The following is a 26,778-nucleotide window of genomic DNA, read 5'->3' on the forward strand; positions in this document are numbered from 1 at the left end:
ACCTCTCCCCGTGAGCGCGAAGGGCGGGGTTCTTTGATCAGCACCTCCCTTAGCGGTCACCGGGTAAAAGTATCTATGGCCGCACCGCTTTCCCGGTGAGCGCGAAGGGCGCGTGGGGCGCATGGTGGGCGCATGGGTAGCGCCCGAGTAGATGCAGACATAAGGAAACCGCCGCGGGCCATCCAAATACCGGACAGCGCGCGGCGGTGAAAAGGACCGAGGAAACTACCTAGGCACCGTGGCCCGGGGTTTCTCCCTCCAGTTGCTTCCGGTTGGAGCGGATGGGCTCCCAGGCGGTATTGGAACGCATCGGGGTGGTGCGCTCATCGCGAGAGCGGTAGACCACGTAAGGGCGGGTGACGTAGCCGACCGGTGCCGAGAACGCGTGGACGAGGCGGGTAAAGGGCCACACGGCGATGATGGTGAATCCGCAGAGGACGTGGACCTTAAATTGCCACGGGGCACTGGCCATGAGGTCTGGCTGGATGTTGAAGATCAACAGCTGGCGCAGCCACGGGGAAATGGTTTCGCGGTAGTCGTACCCGCCGGTGCCGGCGAGGTCAAAAAGCTGCAGGGTAAAGGTGGCAAAGGAACCCGATACCAGTGCGAGGCCGAGCAGCGCGTACATGACCTTATCCGAGGTGGAGGTGGACAAAAATACGGAGCGGTTCTTTAGCCTGCGATACAGCAATCCGGCAAAGCCCAGCAGGACCGCCAGAGCGGCGATGGAGCCGGGGATGGTGGCGAGGAGGTGGTAGGCGTGATCGCTGATGCCAACGGCCTGGGTCCAAGACTTGGGGAATGCCAAGCCCATCAGGTGGCCGATGACGACGAAGACCATGCCCCAGTGGAAGAGCGGCGAGGATAAACGCAGCAGCTTGGATTCATAGATTTGGGAGGAGTGGGTGGTCCAGCCGAATTGGTCGGAACGCCAACGCCAGAAGATGCCCACGAAGAATGCCGCGATGGCTAACCACGGGAAGGCACCCCAGAGGAAGTTATCAAACATGATGTGGCTCCTAGACGAGGTCTGGTTGGGTAGTGGGGAAGGGTAGGTCGGCAATGCCGACCATCTCGGCGGGTGGGCCGGTGCGGATAAGATCGACGTACTTTTGCGCGGTATCAGAATCGACTTCCGGAAGAGCTTTGCACAGCGCGACGATCAAGCTGACATACGGCGAACGCTCGCGGGCGAGGGCCGCGCGCAGCACCTCGATTCCTTCGCGGTAGCTGGCCACCAATTCAACGGCGCGTTCGTGCGTTTCCCCCTCGCTCATGGCGAGGGCTTCGAGGACCATGCAGAGGTGATCGGGCAGCTCTGCATCCGAAATCTCGAAGCCGAGCGCTTCCAATTGCTGGCGGAAGGACAAAATGGCCATTCCGCGCTGGCGGGTATCGCCGACGGCGAAGTAGGACAGGTACAGCGCGCAGCGTCGGCGCTGGTCAAAGGTCTCGACGTAGTGTTCTTCCAAGCCGCGGGGGCCGATGCTGCGGGCCCATTCGGCGAAGTTGATGAAGTCGGTGGCGATGGCCAGCGGTAGGTCATCTACTTGGTCTTCGACCGCGGAGAGGCGGTCAAAGATATCTTCGCCGGGGTAATTCAGCAGCACGGACACGGCCATGGCGACGATTCGCCGCTGGTCTTCGGTGACCTCGACCGGCGTGACAAATTCATTGGGGACTTGACCTGTGTGGGTGCGCAGCGTCTTTTCGACGTCCTTGGCACCGCCCATGGAACCGATGCCAGCGGGTGTTCCGAATCCAGCCACGGGGGCATCGCCACCCTGCGGGGCCGATTGCCGCTGCAGGGATTCCTGGCGCTTGCGGAGTTTATCGAAGATATTCACGGCTTAACCTACTTCCGCGGCGGGAACATGGCATCGGGCCGGTCACCGCTCCAGGAGAGTAGCGAGACCTTGCCCTGTGGTTCGGCGCCGTGGGTGCAGGCTTCGGGTGCGCCCATGCCCAGGTCGTGGAAGACGTCTTCGGAGGCCTTGGCCGGGTCCACATCGCCGAACGGGTCCAAGTCGGTAATGCCGCGCGGGGATTCGGGCGAGGCGGTTGGGATGACGTAGCGGTCATCGTATTTAGCGATGGACAATAGGCGGTACATGCCTTCCATGTCCCTGCCCGTCATGCCTACTGCCCGGGCGATTTCCTCCTGCGGTTCGTTGCCCAGGTTGATATCGCGCATATACGAGCGCATGGCGACGAGCCTGCGCAGCGACTTTTCTACCGGGACGGTATCGCCGGCGGTAAACAGGCCCGCCAAGTATTCCAGCGGAATGCGCATATTCGATAGCGCCGAGAAAAGGATCTTGTGGTCCTCACCGTCGTTGCCGGTAGCGGTCACCTTGTCAACGATGGGGGACAGCGGCGGGATGTACCAGACCATCGGCAGCGTGCGGTACTCCGGGTGCAGCGGCAGAGCGACGCCGTACTTGAAGATGAGGTCGTAGATCGGCGACTGCTGCGCGGCATCGATCCAGGAGTGCGGGATGCCCTCAGCCTGGGCCGCGCGGACAACTTCAGGATCGTGGGGGTCGAGCATGATCGACTTTTGGGCCTCGAAAAGGTCCTGCTCATTTTCGGTAGAGGCGGCCTCGGCCACGCGGTCGGCATCGTAGAGGATGACGCCCAAGTAGCGCAGGCGTCCCACGCAGGTCTCGGAGCACACGGTGGGCTGTCCCACTTCGAGGCGCGGGTAGCACAGCGTGCACTTTTCGGCCTTGCCGGTCTTGTGGTTGAAGTAGACCTTCTTATACGGGCAGCCGGATACGCACATGCGCCAGCCGCGGCAGCGGTCTTGGTCCACCAGGACGATGCCGTCTTCGGTGCGCTTATACATCGCGCCAGAGGGGCAGGAGGACACGCAGGTCGGGTTCATGCAGTGCTCGCAAATACGCGGCAGGTAGAACATGAACGAGTCCTCGATTTCCTTCTTGACCTCGAGGTTCATGTTGTGGAGCACGGGGTCATCGTCAAGCGTGGCAGTAGAGCCACCCAGGTTATCGTCCCAGTTGGAGGACCATTCGATCTTGCCGATGTCCCGGCCGTCGATCTGAGAGACCGGTTTGGCGGTGGGCTGGGTCTTCTGTCCCGCCTCGGCGCCCATGAGGTCCTCGTACTGGTAGGTCCAGGGCTCGTAGTAATCCTGGATGGTGGGCAGGTTGGGGTTGTGGAAGAGGGTGGCTAGCTTTTTGAGGCGCCCGCCGGCCTTGGGCTTGATCTTGCCAGACGCCGTGCGCTCCCAGCCGCCCTTCCACTTTTCCTGGTCCTCCCAGGTGCGCGGGTAGCCGAGGCCGGGGCGGGTTTCGACGTTATTGAACCAGATGTACTCGGTGCCTTCGCGGTTGGTCCATGCCTGCTTACAGGTAACTGAACACGTGTGGCAACCAATGCACTTGTCCAGGTTCATGATCATGGAGATTTGGGCCATGACTTTCATTAGTAGGATACCTCCTGGGAACGGCGGCGTACGCGGGTGACTTCATCGCGGTTATTGCCGGTAGGGCCGATGTAGTTGAAGTGGTAGGTCAGCTGGCCATAGCCGCCAGCGATGTGCACCGGTTTGATGGAAATGCGGGTCAGCGAGTTGTGCGTGCCGCCGCGGCGGCCGGTGTGCTCGTTGATCGGCGTGCCCACCGTGCGCTCCTGTGCGTGGTTGCACAGCATGGTTCCCTCCGGAATGCGGTGGGAGACAATGGCGCGGGCGGAGACGACGCCGTTGCGGTTATATACTTCGACCCAGTCATTGTCCGTGACGCCGATTTTCTCGGCGTCCTTATTGGACATCCAGACCACCTGGCCACCGCGCGAGATGGAGAGCACGTGCAGGTTGTCGAAGTACTGCGAGTGGATGGACCACTTATTGTGCGTGGTCAAGTAACGCAGGGTGACCTCGGCCTCGCCCCGGTCATTGGTCAATTCCGTGCCCGGCGCGAATTCACCGTGCATGTGGACGTGATCGAGCGGCGGGCGGAAAATCGGCAGCGATTCGCCGTAATCCATGAACCAGTCGTGGTCGATGTAGTACTGCATGCGGCCGGTCAGCGTGTGCCAGGGCTTATCGAACTCGACGTTGATGGAAAAGGCGGTGTAGCGGCGCTTATTACGCTTATCGGCGGTCCACTCGGGAGAGGTGATGACCTCCTTCGGGCGTTCCTTGATGTCATCCCAGGTGATGCGTACGTCTTCATCGGGAGTGCCCAGTGGCGTCAGATCCTTGCCGGTGCGTGAGGACAGGAACTCAAAACCTTGCTTGGCTAGCTCACCGTTGGAGACACCAGACAGGTGCAAGATGGCGTCGATGACCTTGGTGTCCTTGGACAGATCCACCAGCTCGCCCATCGAGGTCTCCGTGGTGCCACAGATGAGCTCGAGCTCCTTGACCTGCTTTTCCACGTTGAACTTGGTGCCGTGCACGCCGGTGCCGGCCTTGGCGGGAAGCGGGCCTAAGTGCGCCCACTTTTCGTAGACCTTGGTGTAATCGCGCTCGACAACGTGCAGCTTTGGCATCGTGACCCCAGGGATAAGGCCCTGTTCTTCGGGGTCGGGGACGATGCCGTTGGGCATGCCAAGCTCGTCCGGGCTGTCGTGGTGGCTCGGCTGGGTAATGACATCGCGTTGCACGCCCAGCCACTTGGTGGCTTTATCAGAGAGGGCTGCGGCCAAGTCCCGGAAGACCTCGTAGTCCGAGCGGGCCTCCCACGGCGGGTTAATCGCCGCGTTAAACGAGTGCAGGTACGGGTGCATGTCAGTAGAGGACATGTCGTGCTTTTCGTACCAGGTTGCGGCCGGGAAGATGAGGTCCGAAACCAGCGTGGTGGAGGTATTGCGGAAGTCCGTGGTCATCATCAGATCCAACTTGCCCTCCGGTGCCTTATCCACCCACTCGATGCTGCGCGGGCGGTCTTCAGGGGCGAGTTCTTCCGCGGTAGCGTCCGAGTCGATGCCCAGCAGGTGGCGCAGGAAGAACTCGGTGCCCTTGGCGGACGAGCCGAGCAGGTTGGTGCGCCAGTTGAGCAGGATGCGCGGCCAGTTCTCCTCGGCAGACGGGTTGTCATAGGAGAACTCTAGGCGGCCGCTTTCTAGCTCTTGGACCACGTAGTCATTGATGTCCATGCCGGCCTCATCGGCTTCATCGGCAAGGAAGAGGGAGTTGCGGTTGAACTGTGGGTAGGCCGGCATCCAGCCGCGGCGCATGGATTCTGCCATGGTATCGGAGACCATCTTGTCCCCGATGGAACCGTGGCTAGCCAGCGGCGAGCCCAAGTGGGACGCGCGCGAATTATCGTAGCGGTACTGCTCTGTGGCGAAGTAGTAGAAGCCGGTGGAAATCATGTGGCGCGGCGGGCGCTGCCAGTCGGCGGCCATGGCCCACTGGGTCCAGCCGTTGATGGGGCGCAGCTTTTCCTGGCCCACGTAGTGTGCCCAACCGCCGCCATTGACGCCCTGGGTGCCGCACATGGAGGTTAGCGCCAAGAAGGTGCGGTAGATATTATCGGCGTGGAAGTAGTGGTTGACGCCCGCGCCCATGATGATCTGCGAGCGGCCCTTGGAATCCGCGGCGTTTTGTGCAAATTCGCGGCCGATGCGGATAGCGGTATCGGCAGCCACGCCCGTGAGCTCTTCCTGCCAGGCGGGGGTGCCGACCTCGCTGGCATCGTGGAAGTCCTTCGGCCAGCTACCCGGCAGGTGGAGATCCTCGCGGTCGACGCCGTAGTGGGCGAGCATGATGTCAAAGACGGTGGTAACCAGCTTGCCGTCGACCTCGCGGACGGGGACGCCGCGGTGGACGATGCCCGCGCCAATGGGCTTGTCGGTCCCCACGTCCTCTGGGTCGGTATCCAGGTCAAAGCGGGGGAAGAGCACCTCGGCGGTGTCAAAGCTATTGGTTTCTGCAATGGACATGACCGGATCGGCGTTATCCAGCGCCAGGTTCCACTTGGCGCTCTCGTTATCCCAGCGGTCTGCCACGGTGCCGCCTGGGTCAACGATGCGCCCGTCTTCTTCCATCACCAGGCCACGGTGGGTGGCGTTGGGGGAGGAGTTCAAGGTGGCATCGGCAAGCTGCGAGGCGGTAAGGAACTTGCCTGGGGTGTAGGTGCCGTCGCCGTGGTCTTCCAGGGATACCAGGAAGGGCGAGTCGGTGTATTTGCGCATGTAGTTCAGGAAGTACGGTTCCTGGCGGTCCACGTGGAAGGTCTTCAAGATGACGTGGCCCATGGCAAAGGCGAGCGCGGCATCCGTGCCTGGCTCGATGCGGGCCCACTCATCGGCGAACTTGGTGTTATCCGCAAAGTCGGGCGAGACCACGACGACCTTGGTGCCCTTGTAGCGCGATTCCACCATGAAGTGGGCGTCCGGGGTGCGGGTGACCGGGATATTCGAGCCCCACATCATGAGGTAGGAAGAGTTGTACCAGTCGCCGGATTCCGGGACGTCGGTCTGGTCGCCGAAGGTCTGCGGGGATGCCGGCGGCAGGTCGGCGTACCAGTCATAGAAGGAGAGCGCGACGCCGCCGATGGTCTGCAGGAAGCGCATGCCCGCGCCATAGGAAATCTGGGACATGGCCGGGATCACGGTAAAGCCGTTGATGCGGTCAGGACCGTATTTGCGGATGGTGTAGACGTGCGCGGCCGAGGCGATGTCGATGGCCTCTTCATATGAGATGCGGATAAGCCCGCCCTTGCCGCGCTGGGAGATATACGCCTTGCGCTTTTCGGGGTCCTCTTGGATGGCGCGCCAGGCCAGGACGGAATCGCCGTGCTTAGCCTTTTCCTCGCGGAACATATCTACCAGCACGCCGCGGGCATACGGGTAGCGCACGCGGGTAGGAGAGTAGGTGTACCAGGAAAAGGAGGCTCCACGCGGGCAGCCGCGGGGCTCGTATTCTGGCATGTCATTGCCGGTGGTGGGGTAATCCACCGCCTGGGATTCCCAGGTGATGACGCCGTCTTTGACGTAGACCTTCCACGAGCACGAACCGGTGCAGTTCACGCCGTGGGTGGAGCGCACCATCTTGTCGAAGGCCCAGCGGTTGCGGTAAAAGACATCTGCCTGGCGGCCGCCCTTTAAGAAAAGTTGCTGACCAGAATCGGTAGCTTCGCCTTTGCGCAGGTAGGCACCGAACTTAAAGAGCGGATTTGAAGAGCCCTTTTCGGGCGCGAAGTATGCAGTCATGGGGTTGAAAGCTCCTAATTATCCGGGGAATGGTGCATTGGGGCGGGCGTAGTAGATCCACACCAGCACGGTGGTGATGGCAAAGTACACGGCGCAGCCCCAGAAGAACGTCGGTGCAGACATCATGGAGAGCAAGACACCTGCGACAAACGGGCCGAAGGCGCCGATGGCACCGGTCCAACCGATAACGCCGCCTGCTTGGCGCTTGGGCAAAATCATGGGCATTTGCTTAAACGTGCCGGCGTTGCCCAAGCCCGTGAAGAAGAAGAAAATGAGCATGGTGCCCAGGAACCACCAGACCTCATCCGGCTCGTCCGGGGTGAGGAAGAAGGTGGCCACGACGGTAAAGATGGTCATGCCCAGGCAGCCAATGAAGGTCCAGATGGCGCCGCCGAACTTATCGCACAGTGGGCCCCACAGGGCGCGGACGAGCGCACCGATAAGTGGTCCGAGGAAGGCGTAGCTCGCGCCGGCGGGCAGGTTCTCGTAGGTGCCGGCAAATTCGGAGCCTTCGCCGAAGATCTGGTTAATAAGCAGCGCGGTTTGCGCGGCGAAGCCTGAAAATGCGCCGAAGGTCATGAAGTAGACGACGGTAAGAATCCAGGTGTTCTTATTGCCAAAGATGTCCATCTGCTGGCGGAAATTCGCCTTCACGGGAACATCCTTGAGCAGGGTCCATGCCAGGAATGCGCCGACGATGGCCCACGGCACCAAGAAGATGGCGGGGTTGTGGACAAAGATTTCGCCGTCATCGGTGCGCTGCGGGGCAACAAAACCTACACCCAACAGGGTAAAGCCCATGAGCCATGGGGCAACCAGCTGGATGAAGGAGATACCGAAGTTACCGATGCCGGCCTGGATACCCAGCGCGGTACCGGACAGGCGCTTGGGGAAGAAGTAGCCGGTCGAGGGCATGAAGCCGGAGAACACGCCGCCGCCGATGCCGGAGAGGAAGGCGAGGGTCATCAGCCACCAGTAAGGGGTGGAGGAGTCCTGCACCGCGAAGAACCAGCCCAGCATGGGGATGATAAACAGCAGCGAGGAGCTGAAGACGAGCTTGCGCGTGCCGAGGATCGGCGGCAGGAACATGAAGATGAGACGGAAGATACCGCACGCCAATCCGGGGATGGCTGTTAGCCAGTAGAGCTGGCTGCGGGTTAAGTCGAAACCAATCTGGTTCAACTGCGGGGCAATTGCCGATACGAGGTACCAAGTGGCAAAGCCAATGATAAGAACAAATGTGGAGATCCACAGCGTGCGCCAGGCAATTTTGGAATCCCAGTGGTCGGAATCTTCTGGATCCCAACCTTGGATGACTTTGCCTGAGGTATCAAGAGCGGTCATGATTTCCTCACAGGTAGTAGGTCGTTCAACTCCTTAATCTACCGGCGGCTATGCTCGAAAAGGTAAATAAAAACGGTAAAACCCGTATCTAATTACGGCATACAAATGTTGCGTAATTCTTGATCGATTCCGATGCCGCAGGTTAGCCCTATGCCCCAAGTGCGTTGGTGTCGAAAACGGAATGATGTGATATTAACCACACTCCACAGTGAGGAAGGAATGAGACTCATGTCCCAAAGAAAGGCACAGATAATCGTCAGCTCGGACCGCATTTTGGCCGGAGAAAAACCGAACCGCGCCGGGGAGAAAGCGGCAGAAATCCTCCGCGCCCACGACATCGATGTCGCACCACCCAACATCGTGCCGGAGGGCCTTAAGCCAGTCGACGACGCGCTGCGGACCGCCGTGGATACCGGCACCGATATCGTCGTGGTAATCGGCGGCACCGGCATCGGGGCGACGAACCTGACCCCAGAGGTCACCGAGCGCTATATCAAGGCCCGCCTCTACGGCCTGGAGACCCAGGTGCTCCTGCGCGGGCTCGAGTCCTCGCCCAAGGCGGGTCTGTCCCGCGGGATCATCGGCATGACCGACCACGGCGGCGGCAGCCTCATCATCAATTGCGCCTCGTCTACCGGCGCCGTGGCAGATGCTCTTGGGGTTATTGCGCCGCTGCTTGCCGATGTCTTCCGCTCCCGCGGCGAATAATTCTCCTCCTCACCGTCCCTTCGCGCTCACGGGGAGAGGGGAGTGTGGGTAGATTAGCCGTGCCGGTGAGCGCGAAGGGAGGGGTGCGGCGGAATAGACTGCAATTCGGCCGGGGTATCATAATCGCGCTCGGCGCCGGTGCCGGCAACCTCGACGAAATCGGCGCCGCGGATAAGCCTGCGCACGGAGACATTGCGGGTGGACTCCAGCGCACCTAGGCGCCCAAAGAGCGCAGCGGTATGCCACAGCGAACACAGGGGTTGTAAGTACCCGTCCGCGGCGCGGGTAATCGCGGCGCCGGCGGTGGGCGCGGCATGCAACGCTCCGTTCAGGTGGGGGAGCAGTTGCGGGGAATCGGGAGCATCCACCGCGAAGAGTGCCAGGCGATCGCACTGCGACAAAGCGCGCGCACCTGCCTCGATGCCGGCGACGGGGCCACCAAAAAGCGGCGACTCGCATACCTGCGGCAGGCCGAGGTAATGCGGGGAAATAACGATAGACGGCATGCCATAGGGAAGCTGGCGCAGCAGGCGGTCCACCAGGCGCAGGCCAAAGGCGCGCACCTGTGCCTTATCCGCCCCGCCCATGCGGCGCGATTGCCCGCCGGCCAGAATGATCGCGCCGTCCATTAAGCCTCCGGGAGGGTCCTAGACCAATCGCCGGAGCGCCCGCCCGACTTCGCCACGATGCCGCACCGGCGAATATACGCGGAGCGATCGACGCCCTTGACCATGTCAATGAGCGCTAAGGCAGCAACGTTGACCGCGGTCAGTGCCTCCATCTCCACGCCGGTGCGGTCGGCGGTGCGCACGGTGGCGGTGATCTTCACGTGGGCATCGGCAAGCTCGAGATCCACCGCGCAGCCATGCACGCCAATGGTGTGCGCGAGCGGCAGGAGCTCTGGGACCTTCTTCGCCGCGGAAATGCCGGCAATGCGCGCGACCGCCAGCACGTCACCCTTGGGTACGGTGCCCTCGCGCAGCGCGGTCATGACCTCCGGGGAACAGGCGACCTCGCCCTCGGCGGTGGCGGTGCGCACGGTCGGCTGCTTCTCGGTCACATCGACCATGTAGGCGGTGCCGGCGGAATTGAGGTGGGTAAACTCCATGAAAAATTCTCCTCTTTAATACAGATAGACGGTGGTCTCTTCGCCCGCGGCGGGGGCAGGTCCATCAATGATGCAATACCCATTCGTACCGGCCAGCGAGACCACCCGGTGGCTGCCACGGCTTAACGCGCCAGTAATCCTGGGCTTTCCCGCAAAGCTTACGGTCACAGGGACGATGATGGGGCGTGCGCTTGCCGATGGCAGCGAAACCTCCACCTTCGCACTCAGCTGCACGGTCTCCCGCGGGTGCGGCTGGCCCGATAAGGCGGCGATAAGCGGGCGTGCATAGAGCTGGAAACCGACGAAAGCCGCCACCGGATTGCCCGGCAGCGCAAGCACCGGAACACCCCGCCACCTGCCGATGCCCTGCGGCGCACCGGGCCGCTGGTGAACGTGCCCGAACCACGAATTATCGCCCGTGCCCAGCACTACGTGCACCACATCGAAAGCGCCGGCCGATACCCCGCCGGAGGTAATGATGAGGTCGTGGGATGCGCTGAGCTCATCGAGCAATCTGGATAACTCCGCAGGATCGTCGCCCACGTGCGAGTAGGACTCCGTGTGGGCGAGGGAGGCGAGCATCGGACCATTGGAATCCGGCAGGCGCCCTGGGGCAAGTTCATCCGGATAGGTGGATAGCTCATTGCCGGAAGAAATCACCGCGATGCGCGGGCGCCGGTAGGCCCGCACGGAATAGATGCCGGTGGATATAAGCGCCGCGATAACGGCGGCATTGGCGGTAGTGCCGGCAGTAGCAACGACGGTGCCGGGTTGTATATCTTCTCCAGCGGGGCGGATATGGGTTTTTGCAGGCGCGGCGGTGATGGTGACCTCGCGCGGCAACTCCGTGGGACCAGACGGGACGGTGGTGTTTTCTACTGGGACGACGATTAAGCCAGTGGCATCGCCCACCGGGGCCCCGGTCATGATGCGCACCGCCTGACCGACGGGAACTGCCTGGGGCGTAGCCCCGGCGGGGACATCGCCTGCTACCGGCAGCGTCCACGGGCCCGCGCCCGAAATATCTGCGACACGGACGAGGAAGCCATCCATAGCGGAATTGGCAAACGGCGGGACGGGAAAGCGCGCGGTCGCATCCTCCGCTAATACCCGTCCGCACAGCGCGGGGCCAACGGGTACGGACTCTGCGCGCGGTGCCGGCGCCAGCGCCAAAACCGCGGAAAGGTGCTCAGAAATGGAACGCGATGCGGACATAAATAATTAGATTAGCCGCCTATGGCAGACATGGGACGATCCGGCTGCAAAAAGCCCTCATCATCAATGCCATGGCCCGGTTTCTTCGTCCACATTTCCCCGGCCCACGCCTCCATTAATTCCTCGTCGCTGGCGCCAGAGCGCATGAGATCCCGCAACTGGGTTTCGGAATTGCCAAACAGGCAGTTGCGCACGGCACCATCGGTGGTAAGCCGGGTGCGGTCGCAGTCGCCGCAGAAGGGATGGGTTACGGAGGCGATGATGCCGAGCTTGCCGGCGGTGCCATCGGGGGCGATAACATCCCATAAAGCGGCCGGGGCTGATCCGCGTGGCTCGCGCGCCGGGCGCATGGAAAAGTGGCTTTGTAGCCGGTGCAAGATGTCATCTGCGGTGACCATGTCTTCGCGGCGCCACTTTTCCCGCGGTCCGAGCGGCATCTGCTCAATAAAGCGCAGCTGGGCGCCCTGGTGCAGCGCATAGTCCGCCAGCGGGACGATATCTGCTTCATTGACGCCGGGCATGACCACGGCATTGATCTTGACGGGATTCAATCCGGCATCGGCTGCGGCGGCGATGGCTTCGAGCACGTGGGCTAGCCGATCGCGCCGGGTGAGCGCGGCATAGCGCTGTGGATCGATGGTATCTAGCGAGATATTAATGCGGTCGAGGCCTGCTGCGGCAAGCTTTGCGGCGCGCTTTTCCAAGCCCAACCCATTAGTAGTCAGCGCCGTCGACGGCGCAATGCCTTCATCCGTGGTGAGTTCCTTGGTAGCGGCGATGATTTTTTCCAAGGATTTGCGCAGCAGCGGCTCGCCGCCGGTAAAGCGCACCTGGCAGATGCCGAGCTTTTCCACGCCGAGGCGGATAAGCCGGATGGTCTCTTCATCGGACAGCGTTTGCTGCGTGGGCATCCACTCTAAGCCTTCGGCTGGCATGCAGTACGTGCAGCGCAGGTTGCAGCGGTCCGTGAGGGACACACGCAGGTCGCGTGCCCTGCGGCCGTAGCGATCAACCAAGGCGCGGGTGCCGTCGCTTGCCGCGGCAGGTAAATCCTCCGGCGGCTGCGTCCGGCCCACGGTGGGCAGGGGCAGGGACACCGCTGAAGAAGAAGGCGTTGGTGAAGTCATTGCTGCCAGTCTAAGAGTGGGAAACAAGGTACACCAAGCGACAACGCAACCTGGCCGATGATTATTCCTCGTTTTCCCGGTTAAAATCGCTTTCGTTGATTTCGTCAAGGCGCTGGGCTTCACCTGGGCCCTTGAGGCGGATGATATTGTAATCGCCTTCCGCCAAGTGGGTGCGCAGATCCTTCTTATCAAACTTGCCCACTGAGGTCTTATCGATCGACTTTACGAAGGCCCAGTACTCCGGCAGCATCCAGCTAGGCAATTCCTTGCGCAGGCTCTGGCGCAATTTTTCGGCCGTTTCGATGGTGGGAGAGGCTTGTTCATCCAAGACGGTCACGGCGAGGGGGCGTTCCACCCACTGCTTATCTGGGTAGCCAATTACCGCGGCTTCCACCACATCTGAATTGGCCATGATGAGGTTTTCCAACTGCACCGAATAGATCCACTCGCCACCCGAGCGGATGACATCGCGGGCGCGGTCTTCCACGGTGAGGAAGCCGTCCTTCGTTACGGAGCCGACATCGCCTGTGCGCAACCAGCCGTCTGCGGTGAACTTGGATTCCGCGGCCTCGACCGGCTTGCCGCGGAACTCGGAAGCCACTTCACCCGGCTCAGCGGTGGGGGAATGATAATAAGAACCGGTCACGAGGTTGCCACGCACCTGGAGCTCACCGGCATTGCGGTCGGTCTTCGATACCACTTGGCCGTCATTGACCACGCGGTATTGCAGCGAGGCGGCGATCTTTCCCTGGGAGATGCGATAAGCCCAGCGGGTATCGCCGGACGCTCCCTGCGGCGGGCGGGCGACGCTGCCGACCGTTGAGGTTTCCACCATGCCCCAGACGTGCACGACGTCGACGCCGTAATGCTCCTCCCACATCTTGATAAGCTGCGGCGGCACAGGGGAGCCGCCGGCGAAAATTTCCGTCAGCGTCATGCGCTCTGGCGGATTGTGCATGTAGTGCACGAAGAGCTGGATCCAGATGGTGGGCACGCCGTGGGCCACGCGCGGCGACGTGGCTGCAATGACCTTGGCGAGGGTGGGGGCGGAGACATCGGCATCGGGAAGCACGAGCGGGGTGCCCGTCATGAAACACGTAAAGGGAACGCCCCAGCTCAGCACGTGGTAGATGGGAATGCAGCACAGGAAGGTCTCGCCGTGGGTAATGCACAGCGAATCCGAGGAACGCAGCTGCATGGCCTCGAGGTAAAGCGAGCGATGGGAATATAAAACACCCTTCGGTGCGCCGGTGGTGCCGGTGGAATAACACAATGCGGCGGCGGTGCGCTCATCGAGCTCGGGCCAATCGTAGATGGTAGAGCGGCCATCCAGCAGCGCCTCGTAGGAATAAAACTCGATGCCGCGCGGAAAATGGTGGGCAAAGCGCTGCGGCGATTGGGAACCGGTAAAAATCACCGAATGCACAGATGGCGCGCCGTTTAAAACCGTGCCCAACTGCGGGGCGAGCCGGGGATCGCACACGATGACGGAGACCTCGGCGTGGCTGATGATGTGGCGAATCTGGTCATTCATTAGCTGCTTATTCAGCGGGGTGAAAACCGCGCCCTTGCAGGCAGAGCCAAACATGACCTCGAGGTGCTCAGCGCAATTCCACATGAAGCTACCCACGCGCTGATCGCCGGTGATGCCAAGGTCATCGTGTAAAACATGGGCAAAGGCTGCTGCGCGTGCAGCGATATCGCGGAAGGTAACCTTTTCTGCGGGGCCAAACTCGGACCCGGTTCCCTCGCCGTGCCAAGTGGTAACAGTGGTATTGCCGTGCACTGACGCGCCGTATTCCAAAATGCGGGTTAAAGACAGGGGAATATCCATCATCGTGGAAAGCATGCTTCCACTGTAGCGGTGTCCAAGTACTCACCGCGAAGCGAATGCGCTATAATTGCCTTCGACTGATAGGAAAGCGGGAAAATCTTCCCAATCCTATGCAATCGGGCCCAGTGACAGGTCCCATCGTTATACATTGCCCACAGTCGTTTCTTGAATTCTTCCGCCCCCGCGTACGAGCTACAAGGGGGATTTCCCTTAAGGTAACCGGAAGAGGCCTCATGCTTATTGCCCCGGCAAGGCGCGTTAGCGCCTTGGCACGAGGGCGAAAAGATAAGAAAAATACACATCGGCTTCCAGTGCACCCGCCCAAGCTTCCCTGAAGTGGGGGAGGGCGGATCCCAACTATGGACCTGGTCAAGCAACGAAAGGATATCCGTGAGCGATACGGACAACACCGCGGCACAGGATCTCGCATCCCTGAAGCTGCCGGAATTGCGCAAAATGGCCGCCGAGCGCGGTCTTCGCGGCGTTTCAGCCCTGCGCAAAGGGGATCTCATTACCGCCATTAAGACCGGTCAGGTTCCCGCAAAGGCGAAGGCAAAAATAGAGCAGGCAGAAAAGGCAGAAAAGGCCGAGAAACCCGCGAAGGATGCGGCGTCTGCCAAGCAGAAAGATAAGCCGTCCAAGAAGGATGATCGCGGCGAGAGCGATAACGGCAAGTCCGGCGAGCAGCAGGACAACCGCGGCAAAGACCGCAAGGACAACGGCGACGACCAGCGCTATGAGTCGCGGTCGCAGGCCCGCCGCGCGCGCCGCAATCGCGCCCGCCGCCAGGAGCGCCAAGAGCAGGGCGACAATAACCGGGGTGATGCGCAGGAGCAGAACCAGAATCGCCACCAGGACCGCCGCGAGGACTCCCAGGATGGCTCCGATAACCAGGGGGACAAGCAGGGCGAGAAGAACGGCGATAATAATCACCGCAATAATCGCAATGACGATAATAATTTTGACCGCGGTAACCGCCGCGGCCGTCGCAACCGCCGGAATCGCCGGGGTGGCCGGGGCAATAATGATAACCACGGCGGCGGCAATGACCTGCAGGTACGCGAGGGCGATGAGCTGCAGGCTGTCGGCGGCATCTTGGATGTCGTAGACAATAACGTCTCATTCCTGCGCACCACTGGGTACCGCGCGGGCGATGCGGATGTCTTTGTTAATAAGAACATCGTGCGCCGTTTGGGTCTGCGCTCTGGCGATGCCATTACCGGTCAGGTCAAGGTGGCTGGGCCTACCCACACGCACGGCAATGGCCGCAACCGCCGCAAGTACAACCAGTTGGTGCAGGTCGATACCGTCAATGGGATCGATCCCGAAGAGGCAAAGCAGCGCCCGCACTTTAATAAGCTCACGCCGCTGTATCCCAATCAGCGCCTGCGCTTGGAAACGGACCCGAAGATCCTGACCACCCGCGTCATCGACCTGATTATGCCGATTGGTAAGGGTCAACGCGCGCTCATCGTCTCGCCGCCGAAGGCCGGTAAGACCACAATCTTGCAAAACATCGCGAATGCGATTGCTACCAATAACCCCGAGTGCTACCTCATGGTGGTGCTGGTGGATGAGCGCCCTGAAGAGGTCACGGACATGCAGCGCTCCGTGAAGGGTGAGGTCATTTCTTCTACCTTTGATCGCCCGCCATCAGAGCACACCTCCGTCTCCGAGCTGGCCATCGAGCGCGCAAAGCGCCTGGTGGAGCAGGGCAAGGATGTCGTGGTGCTGCTGGATTCCATCACCCGCTTGGGCCGCGCGTACAACAACTCCTCCCCGGCATCGGGCCGCATCCTGTCTGGTGGTGTGGATTCCAATGCGCTCTACCCACCAAAGCGCTTCTTGGGCGCTGCCCGCAATATTGAAGAGGGCGGTTCGCTCACCATTATCGCCACCGCGATGGTGGAGACCGGTTCTACCGGCGATACCGTCATCTTCGAAGAATTCAAGGGGACGGGTAACGCAGAATTGAAGCTGGACCGCGGGATCTCGGAGCGCCGCGTATTCCCGGCTGTGGACGTCAACCCCTCCGGTACCCGTAAGGACGAGCTCCTGCTAGTGCCTGAAGAGGCGCGCATCATGACCAAACTGCGCCGCATCCTGTCGGCTCTGGATTCCCACCAGGCAATTGACCTGTTGATCAAGCAGCTTAAGAAGACCCGCTCGAATGGCGAGTTCCTCATGCAGGTAGCTTCTTCTGCACCGATGGCAGCGGATAAGGACGAGGAAGACTATGTCTAATCAAGTTTCCATGGTTGATGACATTGTGTCGGAATACCAGGGCATTGAAATGCAGATGGGCGACCCAGAAATCGCCGGCGATCAGCAGGCTTTTCGCAAGCTGTCCAAGCGGTACGCGGAGTTGCGCCCCATCATCATGGTCAACGATGAGCTGACCCAGGCGCGCGAGGACCTCGCGGACGCCAAGGAGATGGCTTATGAAGACCATGACTTCCAGGAAGAAGCGGACCGCCTAGCCGAGTCTGTGGAAGAGCTGGAAGAAAAGTTGGCTGACCTGCTCGCCCCGCGCGATGAGCAGGACTCGGAAGACATCATCATGGAGATCAAGGCGGGTGCCGGCGGCGAAGAGGCCGCGCTCTTTGCCGGCGACTTGGCCCGCATGTACGAGCGTTTTGCCGATAAGATCGACTTTAAGTGGGAGGTCTTGGGCCTTAACGAATCCGACTTGGGCGGCGTGAAGGACATGACTATCTCCTTCCGCGCTAAGTCTCCGACGCGCGATGGCGCATGGTCCGTCTTCAAATTCGAAGGCGGCGTGCACCGCGTGCAGCGCGTGCCGGTTACGGAGTCGCAGGGGCGCATTCAGACTTCTGCCGCCGGTGTGCTGGTGTACCCGGAGCCCGAAGAGGTCGAATCGGTCAATATCGATGACAAGGATATCCGCGTCGACGTGTACCGCTCCTCCGGTAAGGGCGGCCAGGGCGTGAACACCACCGACTCGGCGGTGCGCATTACCCACCTGCCCACGGGATTGATTGTTACCTGCCAAAAGGAACGCTCGCAGATCCAGAACAAGGCACGTGCCCTGCAGGTGCTGCAGGCTCGCCTGGACCAGATGGAACGCGATGCTCGCGAGGCCGAGGCTGGCGAGCAGCGCGCCTCCCAGGTGCGCACCATGGATCGCTCCGAGCGCGTGCGCACCTATAACTGGCCGGAAAACCGCATTACGGATCACCGCATTGGCTACAAGGCCAATAACCTGGATTCCGTATTGAACGGCGATATGCAGGATCTCATCAAGGCTCTGCAGGACCAGGAGCGCGCCGAGCGCCTTGAGGCCGAGGGATAATAGCGGTCGATGGATTCGTACGGTGAGGCGCTGCGCCAAGGGGTGCAGCGCCTTCGCGTTGCTGGAGTAGGAAGCCCCGAATGGGATGCGCGCATCCTCATCTCACACCTCATTCACTGCGGGCATTTGGATATTCCGCTGCATGAGCCACCCATGCCCGGCTTTGACGTGGCCTTTGAAGCGCTTTTGCGTAGACGGGAACAGCGCGAGCCGCTGCAATACGTGCTGGGCACGGCGTGGTTTGGGCCCCTAGACCTAAAGGTGGGGCCAGGCGTGTTCATTCCGCGCCCGGAAACGGAGGTGATGGCGGATTGGGCGGTCCACCACGCACCCGGCCCGCGCATGGTGGATTTGTGCTCGGGTTCGGGCGCGCTGGCGCTCTACCTGCAGCATTACGTACCGCAGGCGGAGGTGAGGGCGGTCGAGCTTTCCGATGCCGCCCTCGAGTTCACCCGCGCCAATACCAACGGCACCGGGGTAGAGGTGGTGCAGGCGGACGGGACCGACAGCCAGATTCTGGCGGACTGGAATGGCACGGTCGATCTCGTAGTGAGCAACCCGCCTTATGTACCGGAAGATCCGAACTTGCAACCGGAGGTGTATCACGATCCGCACGTGGCTGTCTTCGGTGGCGATGACGGCATGGGAGTAATCCGCGGGTTGATCCCAACCATCGCCAGGCTTTTGCGGCCTGGTGGGGTCATGGCGATTGAACACGACGATACGACTGGCGATGTCGTGCGCGATGCGGTGCGTGACCACGGTGGCTTTTCCCATATCGCGCCGCTTAGGGACTTAACAGGCACGCCGCGCTTTATTACCGCGCAGCGCGCGGTAAACTAAGGCATCACCGTCGGGCAAGAAGGGGATTATTGATGCAAGGAAAAATTTATAATTGCGCCGATGACACCGAGCGTGAGGAAGGCGTGAGCATCGCCACCAAGGCCGCCAAGTCTGGGCGGCTTGTGGTCATGCCCACCGATACGCTTTACGGTTTGGGCTGCGATGCCTTCGATAATGACGCGGTAGCCAATCTGCTTGCCACCAAGCAGCGTGGGCCGGATATGCCGGTTCCCGTGCTCGTCGGCTCTTGGAACACCGTTCGCGGCCTCGTCGCCTCGTACCCCGATTCCACCCGCGACCTCGTCGAAGCCTTTTGGCCAGGCGGACTATCCATCGTCGTGCCTCAGGCCCCGTCCCTGCCGTGGAACTTAGGTGATACCCGCGGTACCGTCATGCTGCGGATGCCCCTTCACCCGATTGCCATCGAGCTTTTGCGCGAGGTGGGGCCGATGGCGGTTTCTTCTGCCAATATTTCTGGCCACCAACCGCCGACGACCGCGCAAATGGCCAAGGCTCAATTGGGCAAGGCCGTCACTGTGTATTTGGACGGGGGAGAAACGGACATCGGCAAGCCCTCGACCATCATCGATCTCTCCGGTGGCCATCCATTCCTACTGCGCGAGGGTGCATTATCCGCGGAGGAAATTGGTGAGGTGCTCGGCGTCTCCGCTGACTCGTTGCGTACCCGGCCCCAAGGATAGAAGGAGCATTTCGCGTGAGCGGCACTGGCGTACCGCTGCGCGAGTTGGCCTTGGTCATCCTCGTAGCAGCGACATTTACCTACCTAACCACCGGAGTGGTGCGGTCCTTTTTGGTCCGCACGGGTCAGGTGGCAGAAATTCGCCTGCGCGATTCCCACTCGCAGCCGACGCCCCGCATGGGCGGGCTCGCCATGTTTACCGGCTTTGGGGCGGCGATATTCCTCGCAGCCCAGCTCCCAGCCTTGACTCGCGGGTTTATGCCCGTGACCCCAGAGATGAGTGCGGTGTTGTGGGCGGCACTGGCCATCGTGCTTTTGGGGATTGCCGATGACTACCTGGAACTCGGGGCCCTCATTAAACTTTTTGGGCAGCTTTTTGCCGCCGCCCTGATGAGTGGCTTGGGCCTAACCTGGACGCTGCTTTTCATTCCCTTCGGCGGCGGCACCACGGTAGTACTCGACCAGATTCAAAGCACCCTCCTTACCGCTTTTTTCACGGTCCTGCTCATCAACGCCATCAACTTCGTTGACGGCCTCGATGGCTTAGCTGCGGGCCTCGGGCTCATCGCGGGCGGCGCCATCTTGGTCTTCTCGCTGACCGTCCTGCATGACCAGGGCGGGGCGGTATCGGCGTATCCACCCGCAATTATTAGCGCGGCTTTGGTGGGGATGTGTGCAGGCTTTTTGCCCCATAACTTTGAGCCCTCCCGAATTTTTATGGGCGATTCCGGCTCCATGCTTATCGGCCTCTTGCTCGCCGCGGCCTCCACCTCCGCCTCCGGCAAGATTAACATGTCCCTCTACGGCACCGTGGACATCGTGGCGCTTATGTCACCTATCCTCGTGGTGATCGCTGCGGTGTTTATTCCAGTCTTAGACCTTGTCTGGGCGGTAATTCGCCGCCTATCCCAGGGGCGCTCGCCGTTTTCTGCGGATAAGGCACACATCCACCACCGCCTTTTGTCTCTGGGGCATACGCACCGACGCACCGTGCTCGTGTTGTACCTCTGGGTGTCCGCGGTAGCCTTTGGTGCGGTGTCGTTTTCCATCGTGCCAGCGCCAGTTGCAATCGGCCTGTCCATCATGGCGTTGTTGATTGCCTTTGGCGCGACGCTGATTCCACTGCGGCAGGGTAAGATTGGGCTCAGGTCGTCGGATGATTGCGTATTGCGTGACTCGCCGAGTGCGTGAGGTAGGGTGAATGTCCGTGAGTGACACAACGGAAAATCCTAATTTCGATGACCCGCGCCTGCCGCTGCAGCGCGCCGTAAAGAAGGGGTCTACGGCCCTCGGCATCTTTACCATCATTTCTCTCGCCGTCTGGGGCGGGGCACAAGGTGTCGCCGGGCTTTGGGGCGTTCTCGTCGGCGCTGCCCTCGGCGGCGGCTTTGTCCTGTTTACCGCGCTGTCGGTGCTCTTTACCGCCCACTCGACGCCCTCCACCACCATCGCGGTGGTATTGGGCGGTTGGCTTATCAAGTTGATCGTCCTCATCGGAGTTCTGGCCATTATCCGGGACATGGATTTCTATGACACGTGGGCGCTGTTTCTCACCGTCGTCGTAGCACTCATCGTTACCTTAGGCTCTGAGGTTTGGGCCGTGGTCACCGCCAGGATCACCTACGTGTCCTAATTCGTGCCCACATTAGGGCTTAGCCGTCGCGCACTGGGGTAGTGCGCGACGGCCTTTTTATGCCTGCATGCTGGCATTAATGGAAGTTGGTCACCCCCGAGGAGGTGTGTTGACCTGAGGGTGTGATCAAATGCACGTTTGTGAATTGGGCAGGAATAGCGCGGTTTTGTATGGCAAAAGGCGGAAATGGCGCTATCGGGTGTGGCTTATGGGGCCCCCACGTGCGAAAACTGTTGATCCAGCTGATACGATTTGCAACGGGTTACCGCGGGGTTAAGTGTTGCGCTTGAATCCTGCACGGTAAATCCCTGTCTTGTTCACGCTGATGTGCGACGGAGTCCGTGTTCAAGGCAGAGAGTTTGAGACGTCCATCGCACCACAGAGGCCAGCTATTGGCTGTGTGGCCCGAACACGGGAGAGAACGCTGAGCGTTACAACATTGGCTATGAAAGGGCACTTCCATACGCCCGATCTAGGTGAAGAATTCTTCCCGGGGCAAATTGATGCCGACCATCTGTTTTTCGGCGACTTCGCCGATGGATGGTTCGCGCTTGATCGCCTGATGCTGATTCGCATTTTGATGACGCTAATTGTGGTGATCCTTTTCTGGGCTGCCTTTAAGAACCCTAAGTTGGTTCCTTCTGGCATTCAGAATGTAGGCGAGAATGCGGTCGACTTCGTCCGCGTACATATCGCCGAGGACATTTTGGGTAAGAAGGAGGGAAAGCGATTCCTGCCAATTATCGCTAGCATCTTCTTCGCGGTTCTGTTTATGAACGTCGCGACCGTTATTCCGGGACTTAACGTCTCGCCCAACGGTCGTATTGGTATGCCAATTGTGTTGGCAGCCGTTTCGTACATCGTCATGATTTACGCCGGCGCCAAGCGCTACGGCTTGGGCAAGTTCATTCGCTCCTCCGTAGTGATTCCGAACTTGCCACCGGCACTGCACCTTTTGGTGGTACCGATTGAGTTCTTCTCTACGTTCATTCTGCGACCGGTTACCCTTGCAATTCGTCTCATGGCGAACTTCCTTGCTGGACACATCATCCTGGTTCTTCTCTTCTCTGCTACGAACTTCTTCTTCTGGCAGCTAAATGGTTGGACCGTCCTGTCTGGACTGACCGTGGTCTTGGGCTTGGCTATGAGCCTGTTCGAGATTCTGGTTATCTTCTTGCAGGCGTACATCTTCGCCTTGTTGACGGCGGTGTACATTGAGTTGTCCTTGCACGCTGATTCGCACTAAGGACGAGGTCGACGAGCGCGACCGAGTAATCCACCTAATTACACAACACTGACATTCGGTCCGATACGGACTGAAGATTTTTTACGAAAGGGAACGACTTTCACCATGAACGAAATCATTCTGGCACAGGATGCTGCTACGACGTTCGAAGGCTTCGGCACCATCGGCTACGGCCTGGCTGCTATCGGCCCTGGTATCGGTATCGGCATCGTCGCCGGCAAGACCGTTGAGGCTATGGCTCGCCAGCCGGAGATGGCCGGCCAGCTGCGTACCACCATGTTCCTGGGTATCGCCTTCACCGAGGCCCTGGCCCTTATCGGCCTCGTTGCCGGCTTCCTGTTCTAAAAGTACGAGTTTTCCAAACCGAAACTTTTAAGACGGGAGACCTATGAATAACGTCGTTTATTTCCTTGCAGCAGAGGGCGAGGAGAACCCAGGTTCGGGTAGCTTCTCCGTTCTTCTGCCCAAGAACTATGACATTTTCTGGTCTTTGCTGTGCTTCATCGTAATTCTCTGGTTGTTCTGGAAGTTCGTACTTCCTCGTTACACCAAGTTGCTCGAAGAGCGTGAAGACCGGATTGAGGGCGGCATGAAGCGCGCTGAGGCTCAACAGGCCGAGGCTAAAGCTGCTCTAGAAAAGTACAATGCTCAGCTGGCTGATGCCCGCGCAGAGGCAGCCGAGATCCGCGAGCAGGCGCGCGAGCGCGGCAAGCAGATCGAGGCTGACGCGAAGAGCCAAGCGGAAGAGGAATCCCGCCGCATCGTCGCCAATGGCGAAAAGCAGTTGGAAGCTTCTCGTGCGCAGGTTGTTACTGAGCTGCGTTCCGAAATGGGACAGAACTCCATTAACTTGGCAGAAAAGATTCTGGGCGGCGAGCTTTCTGACGCCTCCAAGAAGTCCTCTACCATCGATGGCTTTTTGTCCGAGCTCGACTCTGTGGCACCGGCCGGAAAGTAGGCAACTATGAAGGCAGCTAGCCGCGAAGCACTCGCGAACTCACAGTCCCGTGTGGATGAAATCCTCGCTGGCGATAAGAACGTCGCTAGTGCAGTCCAAGCGGGCCTAGACATTTTTGAGGTCGTCGACGTTTTGGATGGTGACCGCGAATTGCGCGTGTCCTTCATTGACGTCGCCGCCTCGGCTGAAGCGCGCAAGTCCTTGGCCGAGAATCTCTTTGGCTCCAAGGTTTCTGCCGGTGCCCTGAGCATCCTGCAGGAAGCTGCGGCGAACCAGTGGTCTTCGCCAAAGGACTTCGTCAACGGGCTTGTATCCTTGGGTCGCCGCGCATTGCTGCGCGCCGCCGAGGCGCAGGGCCAGTTGGGCCAGGTCGAAGACGAGCTTTTCCGCTTGGCGCAGATTCTGGACCGCGAGGGCGAGCTTACCCAGCTGCTTTCCGATCGAACTGCTGAATCCGCACGCAAGCGCGGATTGCTGGCAAATGTGCTCTACGGCAAGGTGACGATGTTTACTGAAGCGCTCGCGCTGCAGGCCATCAGCCGCCCAGAGCAGAACCCCATTGATGACGTTGCCGGATTGGCCGATACTGCAGCAGCGCTGCAGGGTCGCACCATCGCGCGCGTAGTCGCTGCGGGTGAATTGAATGAAGGCCAGCAGGCAGTACTCGCTGAGAAGCTGGGCAAAATTTATGGTCGTGCGATGTCCATTCACTCTGAGGTTGACACCAGCCTCCTCGGTGGCATGCGCATCCGCGTCGGCGATGAAATCATTGACGGCTCGACGGCAGGCAAGATTGCCCGCTTCCGTGCCCAGATGGTGTAGCCGAAACGACAGAAACGATTTAAGTAAGTGCTGGAAGATACTACCGAGAGCAGGAAGAACATGGCGGAGCTGACGATCTCCTCCGACGAGATCCGTAGTGCGATTGCGAACTACACCTCGAGCTACTCCGCGGAGGCCTCCCGTGAGGAGGTCGGCGTGGTCATTTCGGCAGCTGACGGTATTGCGCAGGTTTCTGGCCTGCCATCCGTTATGGCGAATGAGCTGCTCGAGTTCCCCGGCGGCGTTATTGGCGTCGCACAGAACCTTGACACTAACTCCATTGGTGTCGTGGTCTTGGGTAACTACGAGTCCCTCAAGGAGGGCGACGAGGTTAAGAGGACCGGCGAGGTCCTTTCCATTCCCGTGGGCGAGGACTTCCTCGGCCGCGTTATTAACCCACTGGGCCAGCCCATCGACGGCTTGGGCCCAATCGAAAGCGAAGAGGAGCGCGTCCTCGAGTTGCAGGCACCTTCCGTGCTGCAGCGCCAGCCGGTTGAAGAGCCAATGCAGACCGGCATCAAGGCTATCGATGCGATGACCCCGATCGGCCGTGGTCAGCGTCAGCTGATCATTGGTGACCGTAAGACCGGTAAGACCGCGGTGACCATCGATACGATTTTGAACCAGAAGGCGAACTGGGAGTCCGGCGACAAGGACAAGCAGGTCCGTTGTATTTACGTCGCCATCGGCCAGAAGGGCTCGACCATCGCCAGCGTGCGCCGCACCCTTGAGGAGCACGGCGCGCTGGATTACACCACCATCGTGGCGGCCCCAGCTTCTGATTCCGCCGGCTACAAGTGGCTGGCACCATTCTCCGGTGCTGCGTTGGGTCAGCAGTGGATGTACCAGGGCAACCACGTCTTGGTCATTTACGATGACTTGACTAAGCAGGCTGAGGCATACCGTGCAATTTCGCTGTTGCTGCGCCGCCCGCCGGGACGCGAGGCCTACCCAGGTGACGTCTTCTACCTGCACTCCCGCTTGCTGGAGCGCGCTGCCAAGCTTTCCGATGACATGGGTGCCGGTTCTATGACCGCACTACCCATCATCGAGACGAAGGCTAATGACGTCAGTGCCTTCATTCCAACCAACGTCATTTCCATTACTGACGGTCAGGTCTTCTTGGAGTCCGACCTCTTCAACCAGGGTGTGCGCCCGGCTATTAACGTCGGTGTGTCCGTCTCCCGTGTTGGTGGTGCGGCACAGACCAAGGGTATGAAGAAGGTTGCCGGTAACCTCCGTCTTGACCTGGCTGCATACCGTGACCTGCAGGCATTCGCTGCTTTCGCATCCGACCTTGACTCTGCGTCCAAGGCGCAGCTGGAGCGCGGTTCCCGCTTGGTTGAGCTGCTGAAGCAGTCCGAGTCGTCGCCACAGCCGGTGGAATACCAGATGGTATCCATTTACCTCGCCGAGGCAGGCATCTTCGACGTCGTTCCCGTCGAAGACGTTCGCCGCTTCGAGGCCGAGGTGCACGAGTACCTCAACGCCAATACTCCAGAGGTCTTTGAGCAGATCGCCGGCGGCAAGGCGCTTAGCGATGAGTCCAAGGAAGCACTCGAGGCTGCAGCCAAGGAGTTCGCTCCTACGTTCCGCACCTCCGAGGGCAACAACTTGGGCACCGAAGAGCCTGTAGATCCTTTGGACGAAAATGACGTGAAAAGCACCGAGCTCAACGTCTCCCGGAAGACGGCTAAGTAGAGTTCAGCTCTCGTAATTAACCGTCTATATGAAAGAAGGGAGGAGAAACGATGGCTAATCTTCGCGAATTACGCGACCGCATCCGGTCCGTGAACTCGACTAAGAAGATCACTAAAGCCCAGGAGCTCATTGCTACCTCGCGCATTACCAAAGCGCAGGCTCGGGTGGAAGCCTCTCAGCCGTACGCGATTGAGCTGACCAACGTCATGAACAGGTTGGCTGCAGCGTCGACGCTAGAGCACCCTATGCTGCGTGAGCGTGAAGACGGCAATGTCGCCGCGATTCTCGTAATCACCTCTGACCGAGGCATGTGCGGTGGCTACAACAACAACGTCTTCAAGAAGGCAGCCCAGCTCAAGGCCCTCCTCGAAAGCAAGGGCTACGAGGTAGTTCGCTACGTCGCCGGCAGCAAGGGCATCGGCCACTACAACTTCCGTGAGGAAGAGGTAGCGGGCAGCTGGGATGGTTTCTCTCAGGACCCAACCTGGGAGGGCACCCACGATGTGCGTCGCCACATGATCGATGGCTTCGTTGCTGGTTCTAAAGGCACTACCAAGGGCCGTGAGGGCCTGCACGCGGAAGGTGAAGGTGCAGGTGTTACCGGCTTTGACCAGGTGCATGTGGTCTACACCGAGTTTGAGTCCATGCTGACCCAAACCGCGCGTGCACAGCAGCTTTTGCCCGTTGAGCCGGTAGTGCAGGGCGAGGAGTACGAGATGGGTGACTCCGCACTGGAGGATCCGGAGCCAGTGGATAACATTTCCGCGGACTTCGAGTTCGAGCCGGACGCGGATACCCTGATGGACGCGCTGCTTCCGCAGTACGTCTCGCGTATCCTGTTTGCTATGTTCTTGGAGGCTTCGGCTTCCGAGTCCGCTGCACGCCGTACAGCTATGAAATCTGCTACTGACAACGCAACCGAGATGGTCAATGACCTGTCTCGTGTGGCCAACCAGGCCCGTCAGGCGCAGATTACCCAGGAAATTTCAGAGATCGTCGGTGGCGCTGGCGCGCTATCTGACAGCGCAGAAAGTGACTAGA

The 26,778-nt window shown here is 60.2% G+C and carries 23 protein-coding genes; 13 read left to right on the forward strand and 10 right to left on the reverse strand.

Going from position 1 to position 26,778, the window contains the following annotated elements; translation table 11 throughout:
• Window positions 1–229 precede the first annotated feature (229 nt).
• Genes narI through ABRP88_RS03710 form a run of 5 tightly spaced genes read right to left on the reverse strand, consistent with a single transcriptional unit; the run spans window position 230 to window position 8,529 of the window.
• Window positions 230–1,009: a respiratory nitrate reductase subunit gamma gene (narI, locus tag ABRP88_RS03690; protein ID WP_005280178.1), complete on the reverse strand. Its 780-nt coding sequence runs from the start codon at window positions 1,007–1,009 to the stop codon at window positions 230–232.
• 10 nt (window positions 1,010–1,019) lie between these two features.
• Entirely contained in the window at window positions 1,020–1,847 is an 828-nt protein-coding gene (gene narJ / locus ABRP88_RS03695; protein WP_349836209.1) for a nitrate reductase molybdenum cofactor assembly chaperone, read from the reverse strand.
• An 8-nt stretch (window positions 1,848–1,855) separates the two neighbouring features.
• The gene (gene narH, locus ABRP88_RS03700; protein ID WP_349836210.1) at window positions 1,856–3,448 is read right to left on the reverse strand and encodes a nitrate reductase subunit beta; all 1,593 of its coding nucleotides are present in this window, start codon (window positions 3,446–3,448) and stop codon (window positions 1,856–1,858) included.
• Window positions 3,448–7,185, reverse strand: coding sequence for a nitrate reductase subunit alpha (locus tag ABRP88_RS03705; protein WP_349836211.1), 3,738 nt, complete (start codon window positions 7,183–7,185; stop codon window positions 3,448–3,450). The genes narH and ABRP88_RS03705 overlap by 1 nt, the downstream gene beginning before the upstream one ends.
• Window positions 7,186–7,203: 18 nt before the next feature.
• A complete protein-coding gene (locus ABRP88_RS03710) occupies window positions 7,204–8,529 on the reverse strand; it encodes a nitrate/nitrite transporter (RefSeq protein ID WP_284769848.1) in 1,326 nt (441 codons plus the stop codon).
• 228 nt (window positions 8,530–8,757) lie between these two features.
• On the opposite strand from ABRP88_RS03710, the gene ABRP88_RS03715 reads away from it, so the two are divergent.
• A complete protein-coding gene (locus tag ABRP88_RS03715) occupies window positions 8,758–9,237 on the forward strand; it encodes a molybdopterin-binding protein (RefSeq protein ID WP_284850273.1) in 480 nt (159 codons plus the stop codon).
• Between the two features lie 53 nt (window positions 9,238–9,290).
• On the opposite strand, the gene mobA is transcribed toward ABRP88_RS03715, so the two are convergent.
• From mobA to ABRP88_RS03740, 5 genes are all read right to left on the reverse strand, one after another.
• Window positions 9,291–9,866 carry a molybdenum cofactor guanylyltransferase gene (mobA, locus tag ABRP88_RS03720; RefSeq protein WP_349836214.1) on the reverse strand — a complete coding sequence of 192 codons (576 nt, stop codon included), beginning with the start codon at window positions 9,864–9,866 and terminating at the stop codon, window positions 9,291–9,293.
• Window positions 9,866–10,345, reverse strand: coding sequence for a cyclic pyranopterin monophosphate synthase MoaC (gene moaC, locus ABRP88_RS03725; RefSeq protein ID WP_005280185.1), 480 nt, complete (start codon window positions 10,343–10,345; stop codon window positions 9,866–9,868). The genes mobA and moaC overlap by 1 nt, the downstream gene beginning before the upstream one ends.
• Window positions 10,346–10,360: 15 nt before the next feature.
• Entirely contained in the window at window positions 10,361–11,560 is a 1,200-nt protein-coding gene (locus ABRP88_RS03730) for a molybdopterin molybdotransferase MoeA (RefSeq protein WP_349836216.1), read from the reverse strand.
• 11 nt (window positions 11,561–11,571) lie between these two features.
• Window positions 11,572–12,687 carry a GTP 3',8-cyclase MoaA gene (gene moaA / locus ABRP88_RS03735; RefSeq protein ID WP_349836218.1) on the reverse strand — a complete coding sequence of 372 codons (1,116 nt, stop codon included), beginning with the start codon at window positions 12,685–12,687 and terminating at the stop codon, window positions 11,572–11,574.
• A gap of 61 nt (window positions 12,688–12,748) precedes the next feature.
• Window positions 12,749–14,536 (reverse strand): long-chain fatty-acid--CoA ligase, encoded by a 1,788-nt coding sequence (locus tag ABRP88_RS03740; protein WP_284769842.1) that lies wholly within the window; start codon window positions 14,534–14,536, stop codon window positions 12,749–12,751.
• A gap of 375 nt (window positions 14,537–14,911) precedes the next feature.
• Here ABRP88_RS03740 and rho point away from each other — a divergent pair, with 375 nt between their 5' ends.
• From rho to ABRP88_RS03800, 12 genes are all read left to right on the forward strand, one after another.
• Entirely contained in the window at window positions 14,912–16,765 is a 1,854-nt protein-coding gene (gene rho / locus ABRP88_RS03745; RefSeq protein ID WP_349836219.1) for a transcription termination factor Rho, read from the forward strand.
• Window positions 16,758–17,834 (forward strand): peptide chain release factor 1, encoded by a 1,077-nt coding sequence (gene prfA / locus ABRP88_RS03750; protein ID WP_284769840.1) that lies wholly within the window; start codon window positions 16,758–16,760, stop codon window positions 17,832–17,834. Before rho ends, prfA begins: the two co-directional genes overlap by 8 nt.
• Before the next feature lie 9 nt (window positions 17,835–17,843).
• Window positions 17,844–18,677, forward strand: coding sequence for a peptide chain release factor N(5)-glutamine methyltransferase (gene prmC, locus ABRP88_RS03755; protein WP_349836222.1), 834 nt, complete (start codon window positions 17,844–17,846; stop codon window positions 18,675–18,677).
• Between the two features lie 32 nt (window positions 18,678–18,709).
• Entirely contained in the window at window positions 18,710–19,378 is a 669-nt protein-coding gene (locus ABRP88_RS03760; RefSeq protein ID WP_349836223.1) for an L-threonylcarbamoyladenylate synthase, read from the forward strand.
• 14 nt (window positions 19,379–19,392) lie between these two features.
• Window positions 19,393–20,568, forward strand: coding sequence for an MraY family glycosyltransferase (locus tag ABRP88_RS03765; RefSeq protein ID WP_349836225.1), 1,176 nt, complete (start codon window positions 19,393–19,395; stop codon window positions 20,566–20,568).
• A 10-nt stretch (window positions 20,569–20,578) separates the two neighbouring features.
• Window positions 20,579–21,010 (forward strand): Cg1360 family ATP-synthase-associated protein, encoded by a 432-nt coding sequence (locus ABRP88_RS03770; RefSeq protein WP_349836226.1) that lies wholly within the window; start codon window positions 20,579–20,581, stop codon window positions 21,008–21,010.
• A 445-nt stretch (window positions 21,011–21,455) separates the two neighbouring features.
• The gene (gene atpB, locus ABRP88_RS03775) at window positions 21,456–22,256 is read left to right on the forward strand and encodes a F0F1 ATP synthase subunit A (RefSeq protein ID WP_023026356.1); all 801 of its coding nucleotides are present in this window, start codon (window positions 21,456–21,458) and stop codon (window positions 22,254–22,256) included.
• Between the two features lie 105 nt (window positions 22,257–22,361).
• A complete protein-coding gene (locus ABRP88_RS03780) occupies window positions 22,362–22,601 on the forward strand; it encodes an ATP synthase F0 subunit C (protein WP_005280196.1) in 240 nt (79 codons plus the stop codon).
• 43 nt (window positions 22,602–22,644) lie between these two features.
• On the forward strand, window positions 22,645–23,214 hold the full coding sequence (locus ABRP88_RS03785) for a F0F1 ATP synthase subunit B (protein ID WP_296089559.1): 570 nt from the start codon (window positions 22,645–22,647) through the stop codon (window positions 23,212–23,214).
• Between the two features lie 6 nt (window positions 23,215–23,220).
• The gene (locus ABRP88_RS03790) at window positions 23,221–24,036 is read left to right on the forward strand and encodes a F0F1 ATP synthase subunit delta (protein WP_296089561.1); all 816 of its coding nucleotides are present in this window, start codon (window positions 23,221–23,223) and stop codon (window positions 24,034–24,036) included.
• A gap of 60 nt (window positions 24,037–24,096) precedes the next feature.
• Window positions 24,097–25,737, forward strand: a complete 1,641-nt coding sequence (gene atpA, locus ABRP88_RS03795) for a F0F1 ATP synthase subunit alpha (protein ID WP_284782613.1) — start codon at window positions 24,097–24,099, stop codon at window positions 25,735–25,737.
• 50 nt (window positions 25,738–25,787) lie between these two features.
• The gene (locus tag ABRP88_RS03800) at window positions 25,788–26,777 is read left to right on the forward strand and encodes a F0F1 ATP synthase subunit gamma (RefSeq protein WP_284782567.1); all 990 of its coding nucleotides are present in this window, start codon (window positions 25,788–25,790) and stop codon (window positions 26,775–26,777) included.
• The last annotated feature ends 1 nt before the right edge of the window (window position 26,778 follow it).

Origin of the sequence: Corynebacterium sp. KPL2734, assembly GCF_040225595.1 — a bacterium.
Taxonomy (GTDB): Bacteria; Actinomycetota; Actinomycetes; order Mycobacteriales; family Mycobacteriaceae; genus Corynebacterium; species Corynebacterium rhinophilum.